The organism is Amycolatopsis thermophila (assembly GCF_030814215.1).
Lineage (GTDB): Bacteria > Actinomycetota > Actinomycetes > Mycobacteriales > Pseudonocardiaceae > Amycolatopsis_E > Amycolatopsis_E thermophila.
This window is the reverse complement of sequence record NZ_JAUSUT010000001.1, coordinates 5,733,437-5,753,981: the sequence shown is the minus strand read 5'-3', so window position 1 is coordinate 5,753,981 and position 20,545 is coordinate 5,733,437. Positions and strand designations below refer to the sequence as shown.

At 72.5% G+C, this 20,545-nt stretch carries 12 protein-coding genes; 8 read left to right on the top strand and 4 right to left on the bottom strand.

Going from position 1 to position 20,545, the window contains the following annotated elements:
* Nucleotides 1-2 precede the first annotated feature (2 nt).
* A complete protein-coding gene (locus tag FB470_RS28210) occupies nt 3-1,784 on the bottom strand; it encodes an ABC transporter substrate-binding protein (RefSeq protein WP_306996435.1) in 1,782 nt (593 codons plus the stop codon).
* A gap of 141 nt (nt 1,785-1,925) precedes the next feature.
* On the opposite strand from FB470_RS28210, the gene FB470_RS28205 reads away from it, so the two are divergent.
* Both FB470_RS28205 and FB470_RS28200 read left to right on the top strand, forming a co-directional pair.
* Nucleotides 1,926-2,753 (top strand): M55 family metallopeptidase, encoded by an 828-nt coding sequence (locus FB470_RS28205; protein WP_306996434.1) that lies wholly within the window; start codon nt 1,926-1,928, stop codon nt 2,751-2,753.
* The gene (locus FB470_RS28200; protein ID WP_306996433.1) at nt 2,746-4,035 is read left to right on the top strand and encodes a M20/M25/M40 family metallo-hydrolase; all 1,290 of its coding nucleotides are present in this window, start codon (nt 2,746-2,748) and stop codon (nt 4,033-4,035) included. Before FB470_RS28205 ends, FB470_RS28200 begins: the two co-directional genes overlap by 8 nt.
* A 602-nt stretch (nt 4,036-4,637) precedes the next feature.
* Here the strand turns inward: FB470_RS28200 and FB470_RS28195 are convergent.
* Nucleotides 4,638-5,102, bottom strand: coding sequence for a winged helix-turn-helix transcriptional regulator (locus FB470_RS28195; RefSeq protein ID WP_306996432.1), 465 nt, complete (start codon nt 5,100-5,102; stop codon nt 4,638-4,640).
* A gap of 82 nt (nt 5,103-5,184) precedes the next feature.
* Here FB470_RS28195 and FB470_RS28190 point away from each other — a divergent pair, with 82 nt between their 5' ends.
* The 6 genes from FB470_RS28190 (at nt 5,185) to FB470_RS28165 (ending at nt 17,739) form a co-directional block, all read left to right on the top strand.
* Nucleotides 5,185-6,468 carry an MFS transporter gene (locus FB470_RS28190; protein WP_306996431.1) on the top strand — a complete coding sequence of 428 codons (1,284 nt, stop codon included), beginning with the start codon at nt 5,185-5,187 and terminating at the stop codon, nt 6,466-6,468.
* Nucleotides 6,429-10,250 (top strand): GH92 family glycosyl hydrolase, encoded by a 3,822-nt coding sequence (locus tag FB470_RS28185; protein ID WP_306996430.1) that lies wholly within the window; start codon nt 6,429-6,431, stop codon nt 10,248-10,250. Before FB470_RS28190 ends, FB470_RS28185 begins: the two co-directional genes overlap by 40 nt.
* A gap of 27 nt (nt 10,251-10,277) precedes the next feature.
* Nucleotides 10,278-13,391 carry a GH92 family glycosyl hydrolase gene (locus FB470_RS28180; protein WP_306996429.1) on the top strand — a complete coding sequence of 1,038 codons (3,114 nt, stop codon included), beginning with the start codon at nt 10,278-10,280 and terminating at the stop codon, nt 13,389-13,391.
* Nucleotides 13,388-15,550 carry an FUSC family protein gene (locus tag FB470_RS28175; RefSeq protein ID WP_306996428.1) on the top strand — a complete coding sequence of 721 codons (2,163 nt, stop codon included), beginning with the start codon at nt 13,388-13,390 and terminating at the stop codon, nt 15,548-15,550. The genes FB470_RS28180 and FB470_RS28175 overlap by 4 nt, the downstream gene beginning before the upstream one ends.
* On the top strand, nt 15,547-16,536 hold the full coding sequence (locus FB470_RS28170; RefSeq protein WP_306996427.1) for a malate dehydrogenase: 990 nt from the start codon (nt 15,547-15,549) through the stop codon (nt 16,534-16,536). Before FB470_RS28175 ends, FB470_RS28170 begins: the two co-directional genes overlap by 4 nt.
* A 90-nt stretch (nt 16,537-16,626) precedes the next feature.
* On the top strand, nt 16,627-17,739 hold the full coding sequence (locus FB470_RS28165) for a YbfB/YjiJ family MFS transporter (RefSeq protein ID WP_306996426.1): 1,113 nt from the start codon (nt 16,627-16,629) through the stop codon (nt 17,737-17,739).
* Between the two features lie 41 nt (nt 17,740-17,780).
* Here the strand turns inward: FB470_RS28165 and FB470_RS28160 are convergent, their stop codons facing one another.
* A complete protein-coding gene (locus FB470_RS28160) occupies nt 17,781-19,826 on the bottom strand; it encodes a M3 family metallopeptidase (protein WP_306996425.1) in 2,046 nt (681 codons plus the stop codon).
* On the bottom strand, nt 19,823-20,542 hold the full coding sequence (locus FB470_RS28155) for a histidine phosphatase family protein (protein ID WP_306996424.1): 720 nt from the start codon (nt 20,540-20,542) through the stop codon (nt 19,823-19,825). The genes FB470_RS28160 and FB470_RS28155 overlap by 4 nt, the downstream gene beginning before the upstream one ends.
* Nucleotides 20,543-20,545: the final 3 nt, after the last annotated feature.

The window sequence follows — 20,545 nt, the reverse complement described above, 5'->3', positions numbered from 1 at the left end:
CGCTACTCCGTGTCGTCGGCGGACTTGCGGCGCCGGCCCGCGGCGGTGCCGGCGATCACCAGCACGACGACGATCCCGGCGCCGATGCCGATCCACGCGCCGGTGGACAGGCCGCCGCCTCCGCCCGAGCCGCCCTCGGCCGGGGTGGCGCCGTAGAAGCCCCAGTAGCCGCTCTGCTCCATGATCTGGCCGGTGTCGGCGGGCTGCTTGGTGAAGCTCGCGAAGTTGTCGGAGCGGTAGGCCTCCAGGACGTTGTCGTAGTCCAGCACGATGCTGGGCACCTGGCTGTAGTAGCGGGCCTGGGCCTGCTTGACCAGGTCGGCGCGCTGGGCCGGGTCGAACTCGGTGCTCTCGGCGGCGTAGAGGCGGTCGAACTCGGGGTCGCAGAAGAACGAGGTGCTACTGCTGCTGCCGGCGACGGCGGGCAGGGCCGCGCAGGTCTGCTTCGACAGGATGTAGTCCGGGTCGGGGCTGGTGCCCCAGCCGGAGAACGCCAGGTCGTAGTTGCCGTTGTTGGTGCGCTCGTCGACCTCGTTGTCCGACACCAGCTGCTTGGTGACGCGGATGCCGATGTCGCCGAGCCAGCTGACGACGTAGTCGGAGGCGCGCTGGGCGAAGTCCTCGCTGGCGCGGCCGAGCAGCCGCAGTTCGATGGGCTTGCCGTCCGGGCCGACGCGGGTGCCGTCGGCGCCGCGCGGGTAGCCGGCCTGGTCGAGCTGGGCGTTGGCGGCCGCGGCGTCGAAGGTGTACTTCTGGCCGGCCGGCGGTTCCCAGTGGTAGGTGGGGAACGAGGCGGGCACGATGCCACCGCCGGTCTGGCCGTAGCCGCCGAGCACCTTGTCCACCAGGGTCTGCGGGTCGAGGGCGCGGGCGATGGCCTGCCGCACGCGGACGTCCTTGAGCACCGGGTTGCCGTCGCCGATCGGCTGGCGCGACAGGGTCTGGGCGCCGTGGTTGAGGATCAGCTCGCGGTAGCGGCGGCCGGTGGCCTGGTTGGTGGCGATGCCGCCGGCGCTTTTGAGCGTGTCGAACTGGGTCGAGGTGAGCCGGTTGACGAAGTCGACCTCGTTGTTGCGCAGCGCGCTGACCGCGGCCTCGGAGTTCTTGTAGGTGATGAACTGCAGCTCGTCGATCTTGGCCTTGCCGCGCCAGTAGTCCGGGTTGGCCTTCAGGCGCACCAGTTCGTTCGGGCGGTACTCGGTGATGAGGAACGGCCCGTCGCCGACGCCCACGACGGGCACGCCGTCGGTGGCCGGGTTGGTCATGTCCGGCTGGTTCGCCCAGATGTGCTCGGGCACGATCGGCACGTCCAGCGCGGTCATGCTGGCCTGCGGCGTCTTGGTCCGGATGACCAGGGTGTGGTCGTCGGTCGCGGTGACGGACTCGAAGTTCTCGACGTAGGTGCCGTTGGCCTCCTGGGCGTTCTCGTCGGTCATGATCCGGGTGAACGTGTAGGCGGCGTCCTTCGCGGTGACCGGCTGCCCGTCGGACCACTTCACGCCGTCGCGGATGTGGTAGGTCCAGGTCAGCTTGTCCGGCGAGGTGGTCCACGACTCGGCCAGGCCGGGCGCGGGGGTGTTGTCCTGCGCCGAGGGCAGGGTGAGGAACTCCCACGTCATCCGGCCCACCATGGTGCTGGAGGCGAAGGAGGCGAGGAACGGGTTGAGGTGGTCGATCTCCTGGACCAGCGCCACGCGCAGCACGGTGCCGCCCTGGTTCTGGGCCTGGGCGGCCGGCACGAACGGACCGGTCACCAGCACCGCTGCGCCGACCGCCGCGGCCACGCGCGTTCGTCTCGGGAAACGCATCCCCACGGGTCCCCACCTCTCCTGCGATTTCTGCGAACCGGAAAGTAACCACTTCCAAGCACGTGGAGTCAACGACTCACCGGCGACGTTGCCGAGCCGTGACGTAAGGTCTGGACCATGCGGATCATGATCTCGGCGGACATGGAGGGCGCCACCGGCGTCACCTGGACCGACGACGTGGTGCCGGGCACCGAGCAGTGGCAGCGCTTCCGGCGGCTGTTCACCGGCGACGTCAACGCCGTGATCGGCGGCCTGTTCGACGGCGGTGCCACCGACGTGCTGGTCAACGAGGCGCACTCGGCGCAGCGCAACCTGCTGCTGGAGGACCTCGACGAGCGCGCCCGCATGCTCACCGGGCGGCACAAGCCGCTGTCGATGATGCAGGGCATCGACTCCGGCGTCGACGGTGTCGTGTTCCTGGGCTACCACGCCGGCGCCGGTGCCGACGGGGTGCTCGCGCACACCTACCTGGAGAACCAGATCACCGGCGTGTGGCTGGACGGCGAGCCCGCGAGCGAGGGCAGGCTCAACGCCGCGCTCGCCGCCGAGTACGGCGTGCCCGTGCTGCTGGTGTCGGGGGACGACAAGGCGTGTGACGACGCCGCGGGCTACGCGCCGGGCGCCGAACGGGTCGCGGTGAAGGAGTGCGTGAGCCGCTACGCCGCGATCTGCCTTCCCCCGTCCAGGACCGCCGAGATGCTGAGCGCGGCCGCACGGGCGAGCATGGACCGAGCGGTGCGGACACCGGGCACGGCCGCCACGCACCGCATCGAGGTCGAGTTCGACGCGAGCCACCTGGCGCAGGCCGCCGCGGTGGTGCCGACCGTCGAGCAGACCGGCGTGCGCCGGGTCGGCTTCGACGCGGCCACGATGACCGACGCGATGAAGGCGTTCAAGGTGGTCACGGCGATCGCCGCGGGCGCGGTGCAGGGGAAGTATGGCTAACGTCGAAAGTCTGTGCGCGCAGCTGCTGCGGTTCGACACCACCAACCGCGGCCACGGCGACGCCGAGGGCGAGCGGGACGCGGCCGAGTTCGTCGCGGGTGTGCTCGCCGGCGCCGGGATCGAACCGGTGATCCTCGAGTCGGCCCCGCGGCGGACCAACGTGGTCGCCCGTGTCCCGGGCGCGGACCCGATGCTGCCGGCGCTGCTCGTGCAGGGCCACCTCGACGTGGTGCCCGCCGACGCCGCCGACTGGACGGTGCCGCCGTTCGCCGGCGAGGTGCGCGACGGGTTCCTGTGGGGCCGGGGCGCGGTCGACATGAAGGACTTCATCGCGATGGTGCTGTGCGCGCTGGCGGACGGCCTGAAGCCGCGGCGGGACCTGGTGCTGGCCTTCGTGGCCGACGAGGAGGACCGCGGCGAGTACGGGGCGCACTGGCTGGCGGCCGAGCACCGCGAACTGTTCGACGGGTGCGTGGCCGCGATCAGCGAGTCCGGCGGCTACACCTACCACGTGCCCGCCGCGGACGGGTCGGTCAAGCGGCTCTACCCGGTCGGGACGGCCGAGCGCGGCACCGCGCACCTGCGGCTCACCGCGCGCGGGCGCGCCGGGCACGCCTCCCGGCCCAACCACGAGAACGCCGTGGTGCGGTTGATCGCGGCTCTGCAGCGGATCGCGGCGCACGAGTGGCCGGTCGCGCTGACGCCGACGGTGGAGGCGTTCCTGGTGCGCACCGGGGAGGCGCTCGGCGTGGCGGTCCATCTGTCCGATGTGGAGGGGACGATGGCCCGGCTCGGCCCCGCGGCGTCCCTTGTGGAGCCGACGATCCGCAACAGCACCACGCCGACGATGCTGGACGCCGGGTACAAGGTGAACGTGATCCCGAGCCTGGCGCAGGCGCAGGTGGACACCCGGACGCTGCCGGGCACCGAGGACGGGCTGCTCGCGCAGATCGACGAGCTGCTCGGCCCCGACGTGACCCGCGAGTTCGTCGCGCACCAGCCCGCCGTGCAGGCTCCGGTGGACTCGCCGTGGTTCGAGGCGATGGCCGCCGCGCTGCGCTCGCAGGACCCGGACGCGGTGGTGGTGCCGTACTGCATGGGCGGGGGTACCGACGCGAAGGCGTTCAGCCCGCTGGGCATCGCCTGTTACGGCTTCGCTCCCCTGTGGCTGCCCGAGGGCTTCCCGTACCGGGCGATGGCACACGGCGTGGACGAGCGGGTGCCCCTTGATGGTTTGCACTTCGGCAAGCGGGTCCTGGAGCATTTCCTCACGCACTGTTGATCAACTCCAGGGGGCCCGGGCGGGATCGAGGCCGTCGAAGGTCGTGGCCTGGTCGCGCTCGGCGAATGGCTGGCCGGGGACGCCGGGGGCCTGTCCGGGCTGAGCGGCACCATCACGGCCGGGGCGAACCAGGGCCTCGTGCGGTGGCTGCGCGAGTACAACACCGGCGCGCGCCCTTGCGGTTCGCCGGGCTCGACATTCCGTTCGCGGGCGGGTCGCTGCGACCGGCGCTGGAACCGGTGGCCGGGTACCTGGCGGAGGTCGATCGGGCCGTCGCGCCGCTGGTGGACCGCGCGCTGGCGATCTCCGACGGGTTCGCGGGCACGTCGGGCGGCCTCGGCGGCGCCGAAGTGGGCGGAGCTGCCCACGGCCGAGCAGGACGCGCTGACCGCGGCGCTGTCCCGGCTGCTGCTGCGGATGCAGGCGCTGGAACCGCTCTACATCGAGCGTGACCACCGGCCGCTGGCGGTCACGCACACGGCCGATCACGTGCCGGAGATGTACCCCGAGGCCGCAGAGCGCACGCTGGAGACCCCGCTGGCGGAGGCGTTCGCTGACACCGACGGTCACCACGGACGACGCGGTCGGGTTCTGAGTCCGGCTCAGGGTGTGGGCACCTTGCGCACCGAGGTCGTGTCGACGTCGGCGGGATTGCCGTCCGCGTCGGCGGGCCGCAGCGGGGCCAGTTGGCGGCCGTGGTCGTCGACGAGGGTGGAGTGGGGTTCGCCGGGGGCGAAGGCGTGCCGTTCGCCCCATTGGCGCAGGGCGACGATGACCGTGAAGAGGTCGCGGCCCGCCTCGGTGAGGGTGTAGAGCTGCCGTTTGCCCGACGGCGCGGTCCACCGGTCGAGGATGCCGCGGTCGACCAGGCGGCGGAGCCGGTCGGTGAGGATGTTGCGGGCGATCCCGGTGCGCTGCTGGAAATCGGTGAACGCCCGCGCGCCGTCCATGGCGTCGCGGACGATGAGCAGGCTCCAGCGGTCCCCGATCAGGTCGGCCGTGCGCGCCACCGGGCAGGCCGGGTCGGTCCAGGCCACGTCCCCGCCGCTGATCGCGGTTCCCGTCACCACACCTCCTGAAGAGTTGCTGTTTGAAACTATTCTGCCCTACGCTCCGATCAGTTGCAAATTGCTACCGATTGGAGACCCCATGGGACTCGGCCGGCGCACCCTGTTCGCCGCGGTCTGCGCGGTCGCCGTCGCCGCGCTCTACGCCGTGCAGCCCGTTCTCGCCCAGGCGGGCGCCGACCTGGGGCTGCCGGAAGCACGCCTGGGCTGGCTGGTCGCCGCCGGTCAGCTGGGGTACCTGGCCGGGCTCGCTGTGCTCGTGCCCCTGGGCGATGTCGCCGACGGGCGCACCCTCATCGCGGGACACCTCCTGCTGACGGCGCTGGGTGCGGCGCTCGCCGCGACAGCCACCCACGCCGGGATGGTGTTCGCCGGTCTCGCGCTCGCCGGGCTGTTCGCGGTGGTCGTGCAGACGACGGTCGCCTACGCCGCGACCCTGTCCCGGCCCGGGGAACGCGGCCGTGACCTCGGCGTGGTGACCTCGGGCGTGGTCCTCGGCGTCCTCGGTTCCCGCGTCGCCGCCGGTGCCCTGGCCACCGCATGGGGGTGGCGCGGTGTTTACGTCGTGCTCGCCGTGCTCCTGGTTCTGCTCGCGGCGCTGGTGCGGGTCACGCTGCCGCCCGACCCGCGCACCGCGCGCCCGGCCTACCGGGAGGTGCTGGCGTCGATGGGCGGGCTCGTCCGCGAGCGCCTGTTCCTCTCGCGCGGGCTGATCACGTTCTTCCTGTTCGCTTCGTTCGGGACGCTGTGGAGCGGACTGGCGCTGCCGCTCGCGGCGGAGCCGTGGCACCTCAGCGCGGCCCGGATCGGACTGTTCGGGCTCGCCGGCCTGGCCGGTGCGCTCGGCGCCGCCCGCGCGGGGCGCTGGGCCGACGGCGGGTTCGCGAGCGCGGTCACCGGCGGGGCCCTCGCGCTCCTCGCCGCCTCGTGGCTCGCCACCGGTCAGGCGTCCCGGTCGCTGTGGCTCGTCGCCCTCGGCGTGGTCGTGCTCGATTTCGCCGTGCAGGCCGTGCACGTGAGCAACCAGCACCTGCTCACCGCGGCCCACCCGGAGCGCACCAGCAGCGTGATCGGCGGCTACATGATCTTCTACGCGCTCGGCTCCGCGCTCGGCGCGACCACCACGACGACCGTGTTCGCCGCGTGCGCGTTCACGGGTCTGGGCGGCGAGCCGCCGTGCGGAGGTACCGGTCCGCGACGCGTGTCCGGCTTCCTAAACCCGGTACGGCTGATCGCGCCCGGGGATTCACCCTTCCTTGTCCGGTTCGCGCCAGGTTTGGCGTGCCTGCTTGACGGGTGGTGGAGCCGCGCGTTTCGCTGCGATCCATGGTCCGAACCATTCGCGTGCTGGTCGCCGCCCTGCTGATCACCGGGATGGTCACCGTGCCGCCCGCCGGAGCGCAGCAGCCCGCCCGGTTCTCGTCGTCGTTCGAAGCCGGGGAACCCGCGCCCGACTGGGCCGACACCGTGGAGACCGGGCCGGACGGCGCCCCCCGGGCCGCCGGGGTCAACGGCGCCAACGGTTCGGCCATCCCCGGTGACGTGCGCGGCAAAGCCACCGGCGCGACCGCGAGCGCGGAGAACACCGGCGCCGGTGAGGTCGCGGTCAACGTGCTCGACGGGCGGCCCGAGTCGAAGTGGCTCGCGTTCGCCTCGTCGGGGTGGGTGCAGGCCGAGTTCGCCGAGCCCGTCGCGATCACCCGCTACGGCCTGACCTCGGCCAACGACGCCCCCGAGCGCGACCCGCGGGACTGGACGCTGCAGGGCTCCGACGACGGCACCACCTGGACCACCCTCGACACGCAGTCCGGGCAGACGTTCGGCGCCCGGTTCGAGGCCAGGCAGTTCCGCCTCGCCACCCCCGCCACCCACCGCTTCTACCGGCTCGACATCAGCGCCAACCACGGCGCCGACATCGTGCAACTGGCCGAACTCCTGCTCGCCGACGACCAGCCCGCGCCGCCGCCGCTGCCCGCCATGCGGTCCTACCCGGACAGTGGCCCGCCCGGCGGCTACACGAGCAAACCACGCGCCGGGTTCACCGGTCTGCGCGCCTTCCACTACGGCGGCACCCAGACCGCGCGGCACGGCTACTCCTGGAACAAGGTGTTCGACGTGCGCGTCCCGGTGCGCCCGGACACCGAGCTGTCCTACAAGGTCTTCCCCGAACTCACCGGCGACGACCTGAAGTACCCGAGCACGAACGTCGCGGTGGACCTCGCGTTCACCGACGGCACCTACCTGTCCGACCTCGGCGCGCTCGACCAGTACGGCTTCCCGCTCACCCCACGCGGGCAGGGCGCGGCGAAGTCGCTCTACGCCAACCAGTGGAACCTCGTCCGCAGCGCGATCGGCACCGTCGCCCGCGGCAAGACCGTCGCGCGCGTCCTCGTCGCCTACGACAACCCGGACGGGCCGGGCGCGTTCAACGGCTGGTTCGACGACATCCAGCTCGCCCCGGCCGCACCGCGGGCGCGGGTGGACCACCTGTCCGACCACGTGCTCACCACCCGCGGCACCAACGCCAACAGCACGTTCTCCCGCGGCAACAACTTCCCCGCCACCGCCGTGCCGCACGGCTTCAACTTCTGGACCCCGGTGACCGACGCCGGGTCGATGAACTGGCTCTACCGCTACCACGAGGGCAACAACGCGCAGAACCTGCCCACGATGCAGGCGCTGGCGCTCAGCCACGAACCGAGCCCGTGGATGGGCGACCGGCAGACCTTCCAGGTCATGCCCTCGGCCGCCGGCGGCGTACCCGACGCCGGCCGGGCGGCCCGCGCACTCCCGTTCCGCCACGAGAACGAGACCGCCCGGCCCTACTTCTACGGCGTCACCTTCGACAACGGCATCCGGGCCGAGCTGACCCCGGCCGACCACGCCGCGATGTTCCGGTTCACCTTCCCCGGCCCGGACGCGAACCTGGTCTTCGACAACATCAACGACGCCGGCGGCCTGACCCTCGACCCGGCGAGCGGCACGCTGTCCGGGTTCACCGACGTGCGCAGCGGCAACTCCGCCGGCGCGGGCCGCATGTTCGTCTACGCGAGCTTCGACCGGCCGGTCACCGGCGGATCGATGCTGCCCGGCGACGGCCGTGACCACGTGCGCGGCTACCTGCGGTTCGACCCGGCCCGCTCGGGCACCGTGACGATGCGGATCGCGACCTCGCTGATCAGCCTCGACCAGGCCAAGCGGAACCTGGAGCAGGAGATCCCGGCCGGCACCGCGTTCGACACCGTCCGCTCCGCCGCGCAGGCCGCCTGGGACCGGACGCTCGGCGTGATCGAGGTCGAGGGCGCGAGCCAGGACCAGCTGACCACCCTCTACTCCAACCTGTACCGGCTGTTCCTCTACCCCAACTCCGGGTTCGAGAACGTCGGCACCACGGGCGGCCCGCGCCACGCCTACGCCAGCCCCGTCGCGCCGAAGGCGGGGCCGGACACGCCGACCCGGACCGGCTCGAAGGTGGTGGACGGCGAGATCTACGTCAACAACGGGTTCTGGGACACCTACCGCACCACCTGGCCCGCCTACTCGCTGCTGTCACCGGACATGGCCGGGAAGATGATCGACGGGTTCGTGCAGCAGTACCGCGACGGCGGGTGGATCGCCCGCTGGTCCTCCCCCGGTTACGCGAACCTGATGACCGGCACCAGTTCCGACGTGGCCTTCGCCGACGCCTACCTCAAGGGCGTGCGCGGCTTCGACGTGCAGGCCGCCTACGACGCGGCGATCAAGAACGCCACGGTGGCGCCGCCGGACGAGAACGTCGGCCGCAAGGGCCTGGAGCAGTCGATCTTCCTCGGCTACACCCCGGCCTCGACGGGTGAGGGCATGTCGTGGGCGCTCGAGGGCTACCTCAACGACTTCGGCATCGCGATGCTCGCCCGAAAGCTGGCCGACGAGGCCGCCCCGGACGACCCGCGCCGCCGCGAATACGCGGAGAACGCCGAGTACTTCAGCGATCGCGCCCAGAACTACGTGCACATGTTCGACCCGGCCGCCGGGTTCTTCCAGGGCCGCGACTCCTCGGGCCGGTTCCGCGTCCCCGCCGGCCAGTACGACCCGCGCGCGTGGGGCTACGACTACACCGAGACCGACGGCTGGAACATGGCCTTCACCGTGCCGCAGGACGGGCAGGGCCTGGCGAACCTCTACGGCGGGCGCGAGGCGCTGGGCCGCAAGCTCGACCAGTTCTTCGCCACCCCGGAGACCGCCGGGTTCCCCGGCGCCTACGGCGGGCAGATCCACGAGATGCGCGAGGCCCGTGACGTGCGGATGGGCCAGTACGGGCACTCCAACCAGCCCAGCCACCACATCCTCTACATGTACGACTACGCCGGGCAGCCGGCCAAGACGCAGGCCGGGGTGCGGGAAGCGCTGTCCCGGCTCTACCTGGGCAGCGAACTGGGCCAGGGGTACGCCGGCGACGAGGACAACGGCGAGATGTCGGCGTGGTACGTCTTCGGCGCGCTCGGGTTCTACCCGCTGCGGATGGGCAGCCCCGAGTACGCGGTCGGGTCGCCGCTGTTCACCAAGGCGACCGTGCACCTGCCGGGCGGCCGGGACCTGGTGGTCAACGCGCCGAAGAACAGCGCCCGCAACGTCTACGTGCAGGGCCTGCGGGTGAACGGCAAGCCCTGGTCGTCGACGTCGCTGCCGCACGACCTGCTGGCCCGGGGCGCCACCCTCGACTTCGCGATGGGCCCGAACCCCTCCAACTGGGGCACCGGCGCCGCCGACGTGCCGCCGTCGCTGACCCACGGCGACGAGGTCCCGCAGCCGCCGGCCGACCTCACCACGCCCGGCGGGCCGCTGTTCGACAACACCTCCGCGACCGATGCCCGCCCGCTCACCACGGTCGACTGCCCGGTGGGCGGGACGGTGGCGGCGACCTTCTACACGCTCACCTCCGGCGCGGCGGCCGGTGACCCGCGGGGCTGGGTACTGGAGGGCTCGGCCGACGGGCAGTCCTGGACGACGCTGGACACCCGGTCCGGGGAGACGTTCCCCTGGCGCCGGCAGACCCGGGCGTTCAAGATCGCCACGCCGGGCGCCTACGCGCACTACCGGCTGCGGATCACCGACAGCACCGGCGGCGCGCCCGGTTTGTCGGAGGTGGAGCTGCTCGGCGGGAAGTGACCGGGGTGGCCGGTTACGGTAGGCGGCGTGAGCCGGACCCACTTCTTCTCCTCGTTCGAGGACGGTGATCCGCGGCCCCGCACCGGCCCGGTCGTCACCGTCGCCGCGGGACCGGAGCGCGCGCCGGCCGCCCGGGCCGGTGCCGGGTTCACCGGGCTGCGGGCCGCCCGGTACGCCGCCGGCGAAGGCGCACGTCAAGTGCTGTTCGAAGTGGACGCGCCGATCGGTGCGGACACCGCACTGTCCTATGTGGTGTTCCCGGAGTCCGACGCGGGGCCGTCGTGGCGCAGCACGTTCGTGGCGCTGGCGGTCGAACTGGACGACGGCAGCCTGATCGGCGGCTCGGCGGCGGCGGCCGGCGCGTCGAAGACGTTGTACCTCGATCAATGGAACCTGGTGCGGCACTCCCTCGGCGAGGCCGCGGGGCGCACCGCGCGCGCGATCGTGCTGCTGCTCGAACCGCCGCCGGGCGAGCCGGTGACCGGCTGGATCGACGACGTCCGCATCGCCGACGTGCCGCCGCCCGGTCCGCGGGACGCGGTCGACTGGGTGCGCACCACCCGCGGCACCCACTCGAGCAACGAGTTCTCCCGCGGCAACACCTTCCCGGCCACCGCGGTGCCGCACGGGTTCAACTTCTGGACGCCGGTCACGGACGCGGGGTCGCTGAGCTGGCTGTACGAGTACCACCGGCGCAACAACGCGGACAACCGCCCCGAGCTGCAGGCCTTCGCCGTCAGCCACGAACCGAGCCCGTGGATGGGCGACCGGCACCCGTTCCAATTCCTGCCGGGAATCGGTCCGGTGACCGTGGACCGGACGGCGCGGGCGCTGCCGTTCTCACACGACCACGAGACCGACCGGCCGCACCACTACGGGGTGCGCTTCGACAACGGCATCGCCGTCGATCTCGCACCGGCCGACCACGCCGCCCTCGTCCGGTTCGCCTTCCCCGGCGATGGCGGCTGGGTGCTGTTCGACAACGTCAACCGGCGCGGCGGGCTGCGTGTGGACCCGGCGCGCGGGGTGGTCACCGGCCACACCTGGGCACGCAGCCGCCTGTCGGTGGGGGCGCGGCGGATGTTCGTCCACGGCACGTTCGACCGGCCGGCGACCGGCGGGAAACGGCTGCGGTGGCCCGGCGCCGGCTACCTGTCCTTCGACGCGCCGGTGGTCGAGCTGCGCATCGCCACCTCGCTGATCAGCCTGGACCAGGCCCGCCGCAACCTCGACGAGGAGATCCCGGCGGGCACGACCTTCGACCAGGTTCGCGAACGGGCCAGGGCGCAGTGGCAGGACCTGCTCGGCCGGGTGGTGATCGAAGGCGCCACGCCGGATCAGCTGACCACCTTCTACTCCGGCCTCTACCGGCTGTTCCTGTACCCGAACTCGGGGCACGAACGCACGCGGCGCGGGCTCCGGCACGCTAGCCCGGTGCGGCGCCGCTGGTGGCCGAGCACGCGCACCCGGACCGGGGCGAAGGTCGTGGACGGGCCGATGTCGGTCAACCACGGCTTCTGGGACACCTACCGCACCGTGTGGCCCGCGCTGGCGCTGCTCGCACCACGCCGGTGCGGGGAGCTGATCGAGGGGTTCGTGCAGCAGTTCCGGGAGGGTGGCTGGATCTCGCGCTGGTCCTCCCCCGGCTACGCGAACCTGATGACCGGCACCAGCTCCGACGTCGCGTTCGCCGACGCGTACCTGCGCGGTGTGCGCACGTTCGACGTGCGCGCGGCCTACGACGCGGCGGTCCGCAACGCCACCGTCACGCCGCCGAACCGCAGTGTGGGGCGGCAGGGGCTGCGCGAGTCGATCTTCCTCGGGTTCACCCCGCTGACCACCCACGAGGGCCTGTCGTGGGCGCTGGAGGGGTGTGTCAACGACTTCGGCCTCGCCGCCCTCTCCGAGGCCCTGCACGCCCGCACCGGCAAGGCCGAGTACCTGGACAACGCGCGCTACTTCCGGCAGCGGGCGGCACAGTACGTCAACCACTTCGACGCGCGCACCGGGTTCTTCCAGGGCCGCCACCGCGACGGCCGGTGGCGCTGGGCGCCGGAGCACTACGACCCGGCCCTGTGGGGTTTCGACTACACCGAGACCAACGGCTGGAACACCGCGTTCTCAGTGCCGCACGACGGCGCCGGCCTGGCGGACCTGCTCGGTGGCCGCGCGGCGCTGGAGTCCACACTGGACACGTTCTTCGCCACGCCGGAGACGGGCCGCGCGCCCGGCTCCTACGGCGGGATCATCCACGAGATGACCGAGGCGCGCGACGTGCGGATGGGCCAGTACGGCCACTCCAACCAGCCCAGCCACCACATCCCGTGGATGTACTGCCACGCCGGGGCGGCGGCCAAGACGCAGGCGATCGTGCGCGAGGTGCTGACCCGCTGCTACACCGGCGGTGAGATCGGCCAGGGCTATCCGGGCGACGAGGACAACGGTGAGATGTCGGCCTGGTACGTGCTCGCCGCGCTCGGCCTGTACCCGCTGGCCCCCGGCAACCCCGGCTACGTGCTCACCGCGCCGCTGTTCGAGCGGGCCACCCTGCGTCTGGAGAACGGGAGGACAGTGGAGATCAGCGCACCCGGCACCGGTCCCTACGTGCGGGGCGTGACGATCGACGGCAAGCCGCACGGCTCGACCTGGCTGTCCCACGCCGACCTCGTCGCCGCCGCACGCCTGGAGTTCGACGTGACGGACACCCCCACCGACTGGGGCGACCCGCCACCGTCCCTGGGCGGGGCGCCGCTGGCCGACGTGACCGGCACCGGCACCAGCGACGACGGCACCGACCTCACGCAGCTGTTCGCCGACACCGCCGCCACCCAGGTCACCTTCCGGTCCCGCACCCCGGTCCTCGAGTGCGCGGTGCGCGAGCCCGCGCGGGTCGAGATGTACACCCTGACCTCGGCCGCGCGGGGTGGCGACCCGAGCGACTGGGTGCTGGAGGGTGACGACGGGCAGTCCTGGGTGCGGCTGGACGAGCGGCGCGGCGAGCGGTTCCGGTGGCGCCGCCAGACCCGCCCGTTCACCATCGCCGAGCCCGGCGCCTACCGCGCCTACCGGCTGCGGATCACCGCGGCGACCGGGCGGCGCACCGCGCTGACCGAGTGGGAACTGCTCGGGAGCCGCGCATGACGCTCGCGAAGGTGGCGCAGGACCGGCTGGTCGCCGCCGACCCCGGCCTGGTCCGGCTGCGGCTGGCCGGCATCGCGGTGGGCGGGATCGTGCTGGCGATCGTCGTGCTGCTCCTGCTCGGACGCCCGATCCCGGACATCATGGTGGCCTCGATCGCCGCGATGAACTCCGCGTTCAACATCAACGACAAGACCCCGAAGGACCAGGCGGTCACGCTGGTGCTGGTCCTGGTCTGCGGATCGGCCTCGCTGACCGTGGCGGCGTTCGGATCCACCCTGCCGCCGCTGGACAGCGTCGTGTTCGTGGTGCTGATCTTCGTCGCGGTCTACGCACAGCGGTTCGCGCCGCGCGGCACCGCACTGGGCGCGATGTCGTTCTTCATGTTCTTCTTCGCGATGTTCCTGGCGATCCGCCCGCGCCAGCTGCCCGAGTTCGTCCTCGCGCTCGCGGTGGGGCTGGCCTGCCACGCGGTCATGCGGTTCCTGGTGCTGCGGCGCCGGCCCGAGGCCGAGCTGCTGCGCGCCCGGCGGGCCTTCCGGGCGCGGATCAGCGGGGTGGTGCGGGCCGCGGCCGCGAGCCTGGCCAGCGGCGGCAGCGAATGGCGGACCAACCAGCTGCGCAAGGCCGACACCCGCCTGCACGCGGCCGTCCTGATGATCGAGGACACCATCAGCGACCTGTTCGACGAGACCGGCACCCAGCTGCTGCGCCGCCGGCTGCTGGCCGTCGAGCTGGCCTGCCAGTGGCTCGCGATCACCGTGCGCCGCGTCACCGAGGAGGCCGAGCTGCCCGCCGAGGTGCGCGACGAGCTGGTCGCGGGCCTGCTGCGGCTGGACTCCCTGATCGAACGCGACCCGCGCGAGCTGCCGGTGATCAGCGAGACCGAGGAGTTCAGCAAGATGCTGGTCGCCGGCAGCCGGCTCAAGGAACGCACCGAACCGGGCGACGAGGTGCGCCGGGCGATCGCGGAGCTGGCGCTGGCCGACGTCAACGCCCAGCGCGTGGCCGAGAAGGACTACTCGGCCGAGACCGAGCTGCCCGACGAGGAGGAGCCGGCGAAGCGCACGGACGTCTTCGCATACGACAACCGCACGCGCAGCGCCATCCAGGCCCTGATCGGCGGCGGGCTCGCGGTGCTCGGCGGCGAGCTGTTGTCCCAGTCCCGCTGGTACTGGGCGGTGCTGACCGTGTTCGTGGTCTTCCTCAACACCAGCACCACGGGCGCGACGTTCGTGAAGGGCTTCCGGCGCGTCACCGGAACGCTCGGCGGGATCTTCGGCGGGATGCTGCTCGCGCTGCTGGTCACCGGCAACACCGTCGCGACGGTCGCGCTGCTGCTGGTGTGCGTGTTCTGCCTGGTCTACGTGGCGCGAGTGTCGCAGCTGATCATGGCGTTCTTCATCACGTGCATGCTGGGCCTGCTCTACAGCCTGCTCGGCACCTTCACCGTCGAGGTGCTGTGGCTGCGGGTCGCCGAGACCGCGATCGGCGCCGCGGCCGGGCTGCTGGCGGCCGTGGTGGTCGTCCCGGTGCGCACCCGCACCGTGATGGTGAGCGACATCGACGCCGTGCTGGTCGACCTGTGCGAGTTCCTGGCCAGCGCCGAGGCGCTGCTGTCCGGGCGGGAGAACGTGAGCGTGATCGAACTCTCCCGCGAGCTGGACCGCGCCGTGGAGAAGGTGCGCACCACGATCGAGCCGCTGACGCACCCGATCAGCCTCGCCAGCCGCCGCGACTACGGCTGGTACGTGTTGTCGGCGCTGGAGCGGATCGGGTTCCGGGCCCGGCAGATCGCCGCCCGATCGGAACCGGGCCTGCTGCCCGCCGACGACCGGCTCACCGGCGTGGTCGAACGGATCAGCCGCAACATCGACGTGCTGCGCGACCGGCTCGACGGCGACGAACGCGGCAAACTCGTCCGCAACACCGCCGTGCCGGAGACCCGTGAGACGGACAACGCCACGGCACGCTCCGTGCTCACCAGCCTCGGCCGGATGGAGGCCGGGATCATCGCGCTGGGCAGGGCGTTCGAGGTGCCGGTGGAGGACTCGACTCGATCGGTTCAGCAGAACGTGAGGCGACGCACCACGTCAGCGCAGGCAGAGGGCGATAAGGTCACGAGCACAAGCCAAGAATCCGTCCGCAGGAGTACGCAATGACCCAAGCCCCCGTCAACGTCACCGTCACCGGCGCCGCCGGCCAGATCGGCTACGCGCTGCTGTTCCGCATCGCGTCCGGTCAGCTGCTCGGCCCGGACACGCCGGTGAAGCTGCGGCTGCTGGAGATCCCGCAGGCGGTCAAGGCGGCCGAGGGCACCGCGCTCGAACTGGAGGACGGCGCGTTCCCGCTGCTGGCGGGCATCGACATCTTCGACGACGCGAAGCAGGCCTTCGCGGGCGCCAACGTCGCTCTGCTGGTGGGTGCGCGTCCGCGCACCAAGGGCATGGAGCGGGCGGACCTGCTGGAGGCCAACGGCGGCATCTTCAAGCCGCAGGGTGAGGCGATCAACGCCGGCGCCGCCGACGACATCCGCGTGCTGGTGGTCGGCAACCCGGCCAACACCAACGCACTGATCGCCCAGTCGCACGCGCCCGACGTGCCGGCCGAGCGGTTCACCGCCATGACCCGCCTGGACCACAACCGCGCCGTCGCCCAGCTGGCCAAGAAGCTGAACGCGCCGGTCGGCGAGATCACGAAGCTGACCATCTGGGGCAACCACTCGGCCAGCCAGTACCCGGACATCTTCCACGCCGAGGTCGGCGGCCGGAACGCCGCCGAGGCCGTGAACGACGAGAAGTGGCTGGCCGAGGAGTTCATCCCGCGCGTGGCCAAGCGCGGCGCCGAGATCATCGAGGCCCGTGGCGCGTCCTCGGCCGCGTCGGCCGCCAACGCCGCCATCGACCACATCCACGACTGGGTGCTGGGCACCCCCGAGGGTGACTGGACCTCGATGGCCGTCCCGTCCGACGGCTCCTACGGTGTCCCGGAGGGCCTGATCTCGTCCTTCCCGGTCCGCTGCCGCGACGGCAAGTACGAGATCGTGCAGGGCCTGGAGATCAACGAGTTCTCCCGCACCCGGATCGACGCGTCGGTCGCCGAGCTGGCCGAGGAGCGCGAGGCCGTGAAGAAGCTCGGCCTCATCTGAGTTCCGTCGTGACGTGGCGGGCCGGTTCCCCTGGCGGGGGCCGGCCCGCCGCGTTGGCACACCACTCGGCCGGCCGGGGAGGGTGGTGTGATGCCCGGTGAGCCGGTGTGGCAGGCCGCGCGGCTGTCGCTGGGCACCGCCTCGGCCCTGGGTTTCGCGCGGTTCGCCTACGGGCTCACCGTCCCGGCCATGGGCCGCGATCTGGGGTGGAGCCTCGCCGACGCGGGCGTGATGAGCACCGCCAACGGGCTCGGCTACCTCCTCGGTGCGCTGGTCACCGCCGCCGTCGCCGGCCGGATGGGCACCGCGGCCGCGTTCCGCTGGGGCATGGTGCTGACCGCGCTGGCGCTCGCGGCCACCGCGGTCAGCGGGAACTTCGCGGTGCTGCTGGTCGTGCGCGCGGTCGCCGGGTTGACCGGCGCGGTCGTGTTCATCGTCGGCGGCGTGCTGGCGTCGCGGATCGCCGCCCGCGCCGTGTCCGGGACACCCATCACCGTCTACTTCGCCGGCAGCGGGCTCGGGATCGTCCTCAGTGGAGCGGCGATCCCCGCGCTGGGACCGCACTGGCGCCTGGCCTGGCTGGGACTCGGCGCCGTGGCGGCGGTGGCCGCGCTGGTGAGCTGGCCGGCGGCCCGGGTCGCCGGGGACGGCCCCGCCGCCAGCACCGGCCGGGCCCGGGTGACGCGGTTGTGGCCGGTCGCGGTGGCCTACCTGCTGTTCGCCCTCGGCTACATCACCTACATCACGTTCCTGTCCGCCGTGCTCGCCGCCCACGACGCGACGGTCGCCCAGGTGACGCTGGTGTGGACGGCGCTGGGTGTGGCGGTCGTGGTGGCGTCCGCGATGTGGAGCGGCGGCCGGGGGCTGGCGACCCTGCTCGCGGTGCTCGCCGCGGGCTCCGCGCTCGCGCTGGTCTCCGCCGCGCTGCCGGTCGTGCTGACCTCCGCCGTCGTCTACGGGGCGACGTTCATCGGGGTGCCCGCCGCCGTCACGACGCTCATCAAGGACCACACCCCGCCCGCCGACTGGACCGCCACCCTGGGGGCGTTCACCACCGTGTTCGCGGCCGGGCAGACCGCGGGCCCGTGGCTGGCCGGCGTGGTCGCCGACCGCACGACCCCCGCCGCGACCGTGGCCTGGACCGCGGTGCTGTGCGCCGCCGGGGCGTTGGTCGCCCTGATCCCGCACCGCGGCCACCGGTAGGTCCGCACCCCCGGCGAGGCGGGCCCCGCCGGGGGTGAGCGTCAGGCGCCGGTCAGGCCGCGCCGGGCCAGCAGCGGCGCGATCTCCGGGTCGCGGCCGCGGAAGGCGCGGAAGAACGCCATCGGGTCGCCGCTGCCGCCGCGCGAGAGCAGGGTGCGCCGGAAGTGGTCACCGTTGGCGCGGGTCAGGCCGCCGTTCTCCCGGAACCACTCCACGGTGTCGGCGTCGAGCACCTCGCTCCAGATGTAGGAGTAGTACCCGGCCGAGTAGCCGCCGCTGAAGACGTGCGCGAAGTAGGTGCTGCGGTAGCGCGGCGGGATCGCCGGGACCGCCACCCCGGCCTTCTCCAGCGCCGCGGCCTCGAACGAGGCGACGTCGCCGACCGCGTCCTCGGTGCCCAGCCCGTGCCAGGCCTGGTCGAGCAGGGACGCCGCGAGGTACTCGGTGGTGGCGAAGGGCTGCCCGTACTGCGCGGACTCCTCCAGCCGCCGCACCAGGCGCTCCGGCAGCGGCTCGCCGGTCTCGACGTGCTTGGCGTAGTGGGCCAGCACCTCCGGCCACAGCATCCACATCTCGTTGACCTGCGACGGGTACTCGACGAAGTCGCGCGGCACGTTGGTGCCGGAGAACTTCGGGTACCGCACGTCGGACAGCAGCGCGTGCAGCGCGTGCCCGAACTCGTGGAACAGGGTGGTGACCTCGTCGAACGTGCACAGCGTCGGCTCGCCCGCCGGGGGCTTGGCGATGTTGAGGTTGTTCACCACCACCGGCCGCTCGCCCAGCAGCCCGGACTGGTCGACGAACGTGTTCATCCACGCGCCGCCGCGCTTGGAGTCGCGCGTGTAGTAGTCGCCGAGGAACAGGCCCAGGGGGCTGCCGTCGGCGTCGAAGACCTCGAACACGCGCACGTCGGGGTGGTAGACGGGCAGGTCGTGCCGCTCGGTGAAGGTCAGCCCGTACAGCTGGTTGGCGGCGAACAGCACACCGTCGCGCACCACGCGGTCCAGTTCGAAGTAGGGCCGCAGGGTGGCGTCGTCGAGGTCGAAGCGCGCCTTGCGGACGCGCTCGGCGTAGAAGGCCCAGTCCCACGGCTCGAGCTCGGCGCCCGGGTGGTCCTTCTCCAGGTAGCTCTGCAGCTCTTCGGCGTCCCGGCGGGCGTTGGCCACGGCCACCGGCGCGAGCCGCTCGAGCAGGCCGACCGCGGCCTCGGCGGTGCGGGCGGTCTCGTCGGAGATCACGTACGCGGCGTGGTTCGGGTGGCCCAGGAGCGCGGCCCGCTGGGCGCGCAGCTGCACGATCCGCGCCAGCACGGCGGTGTTGTCGTTGTCGTTGCCGCGGTTGCCGCGCGAGATCGAGGCGGTGAACAGCCTCTCCCGCAGCGCACGGTTCTCCAGCGACGACAGCAGCGGCTGGGAGGTGGGCAGGTTCAGGGTGAGCAGGTAGCCCTCCGCGCCGCGGGAGGCGGCCGCCTCCCGCGCGGCGGCGATGGTGCCCTCGGACAGCCCGGCCAGCTCGGCCCGGTCCTCGACCAGCACCGCGAGGTCGTTGGTGTCGCGCAGCAGGTTCTCCTGGAACCGGGTGCTCAGCGTGGACAGTTCCTCGTTCAGCGCGCGCAGCTTGTCCTGCTGGGCGGGGTCGAGGCCGGCGCCGGCGCGCTGGAAGTCGGTGTAGGTGCGCTCCAGCAGCCAGGCCGACTCCTCGTCCAGGCCCAGCTGGTCGCGCCGCTCGTAGAGGTCGCGGACGCGGGCGAACAGCGCCGGGTTGAGGTGGATGGCATCGGAGTGCGCGGCGAGCTTGGGCGCGATCTCGGCCTGCAGCTCCTGCCGCGCGGGGTTGGTGTCGGAGGAGGTCAGGTTGAAGAACACCGACGACACGCGCTGCAGGAGGCGGCCGGAGGTGTCCAGCGCGACGATCGTGTTCTCGAAGGTCGCCGGCTCCGGGTTGGCGGCGATCGCCTCGATCTCGGCGGCGTGCTCGGCCAGCCCGGCCTCGAACGCGGGGCCGAAGTGCTCGTCGGTGATCCGGTCGAACGGGGGCAGACCGTGGGGCAGGTCGCTCGCCTGCGAGAACGGGTTGTCCGGTGTCATCCAGCGCGGCCCTTCTGTCCTGTCGACCCCCCGATCTCCGCGTCGGAGGACGTCGTCTTCTTCTTCCTACCGCGCTTCGGTGCCGGTGGCACCACCCCGGTCAGGTCCGAGCTGTGGTCGTTGATCCGCACCACGAACGGGCGCACCTCGGTGTAGCGGACGACCGACACCGACGCGGGGTCGACCACGATCCGCTGGAACGAGTCCAGGTGCTGGCCCAGCGCGTCGGCCAGGATGGACTTGAGCACGTCACCGTGGCTGCACAGCAGCCAGACCGCGTGGTCGCCGTGCTCGGCGCTGATGCGCGCGTCGTGCTCGCGCACGGCGGTGACGGCGCGGGCCTGCATGCCGGCCAGGCCCTCGCCGCCGGGGAACACCGCGGCCGACGGGTGGGCCTGCACGACCCGCCACAGCGGCTCCTTGACCAGGGTCTTCAGCTCGCGGCCGGTCCACTCGCCGTAGTCCACTTCGGACAGGCGGGGGTCGACGGTGCGGGTCAGGCCCCGCTCGGCGACGAGCGGGGCCACGGTGTTCTTGCAGCGCAGCATCGGCGAGACCACGACCTCGGCCAGCGGGACGCCGGCCAGCCGTTCGACGAGCGCCCGCGCCTGGGCGCGGCCGGTGTCGTCGAGCCCGACCTTGGGGGTCCGCCCGGCCAGCACGCCCGACCCGTTGGCGGTCGAGCGGCCGTGCCGGAGCAGGATCACGGTAGCCACGCC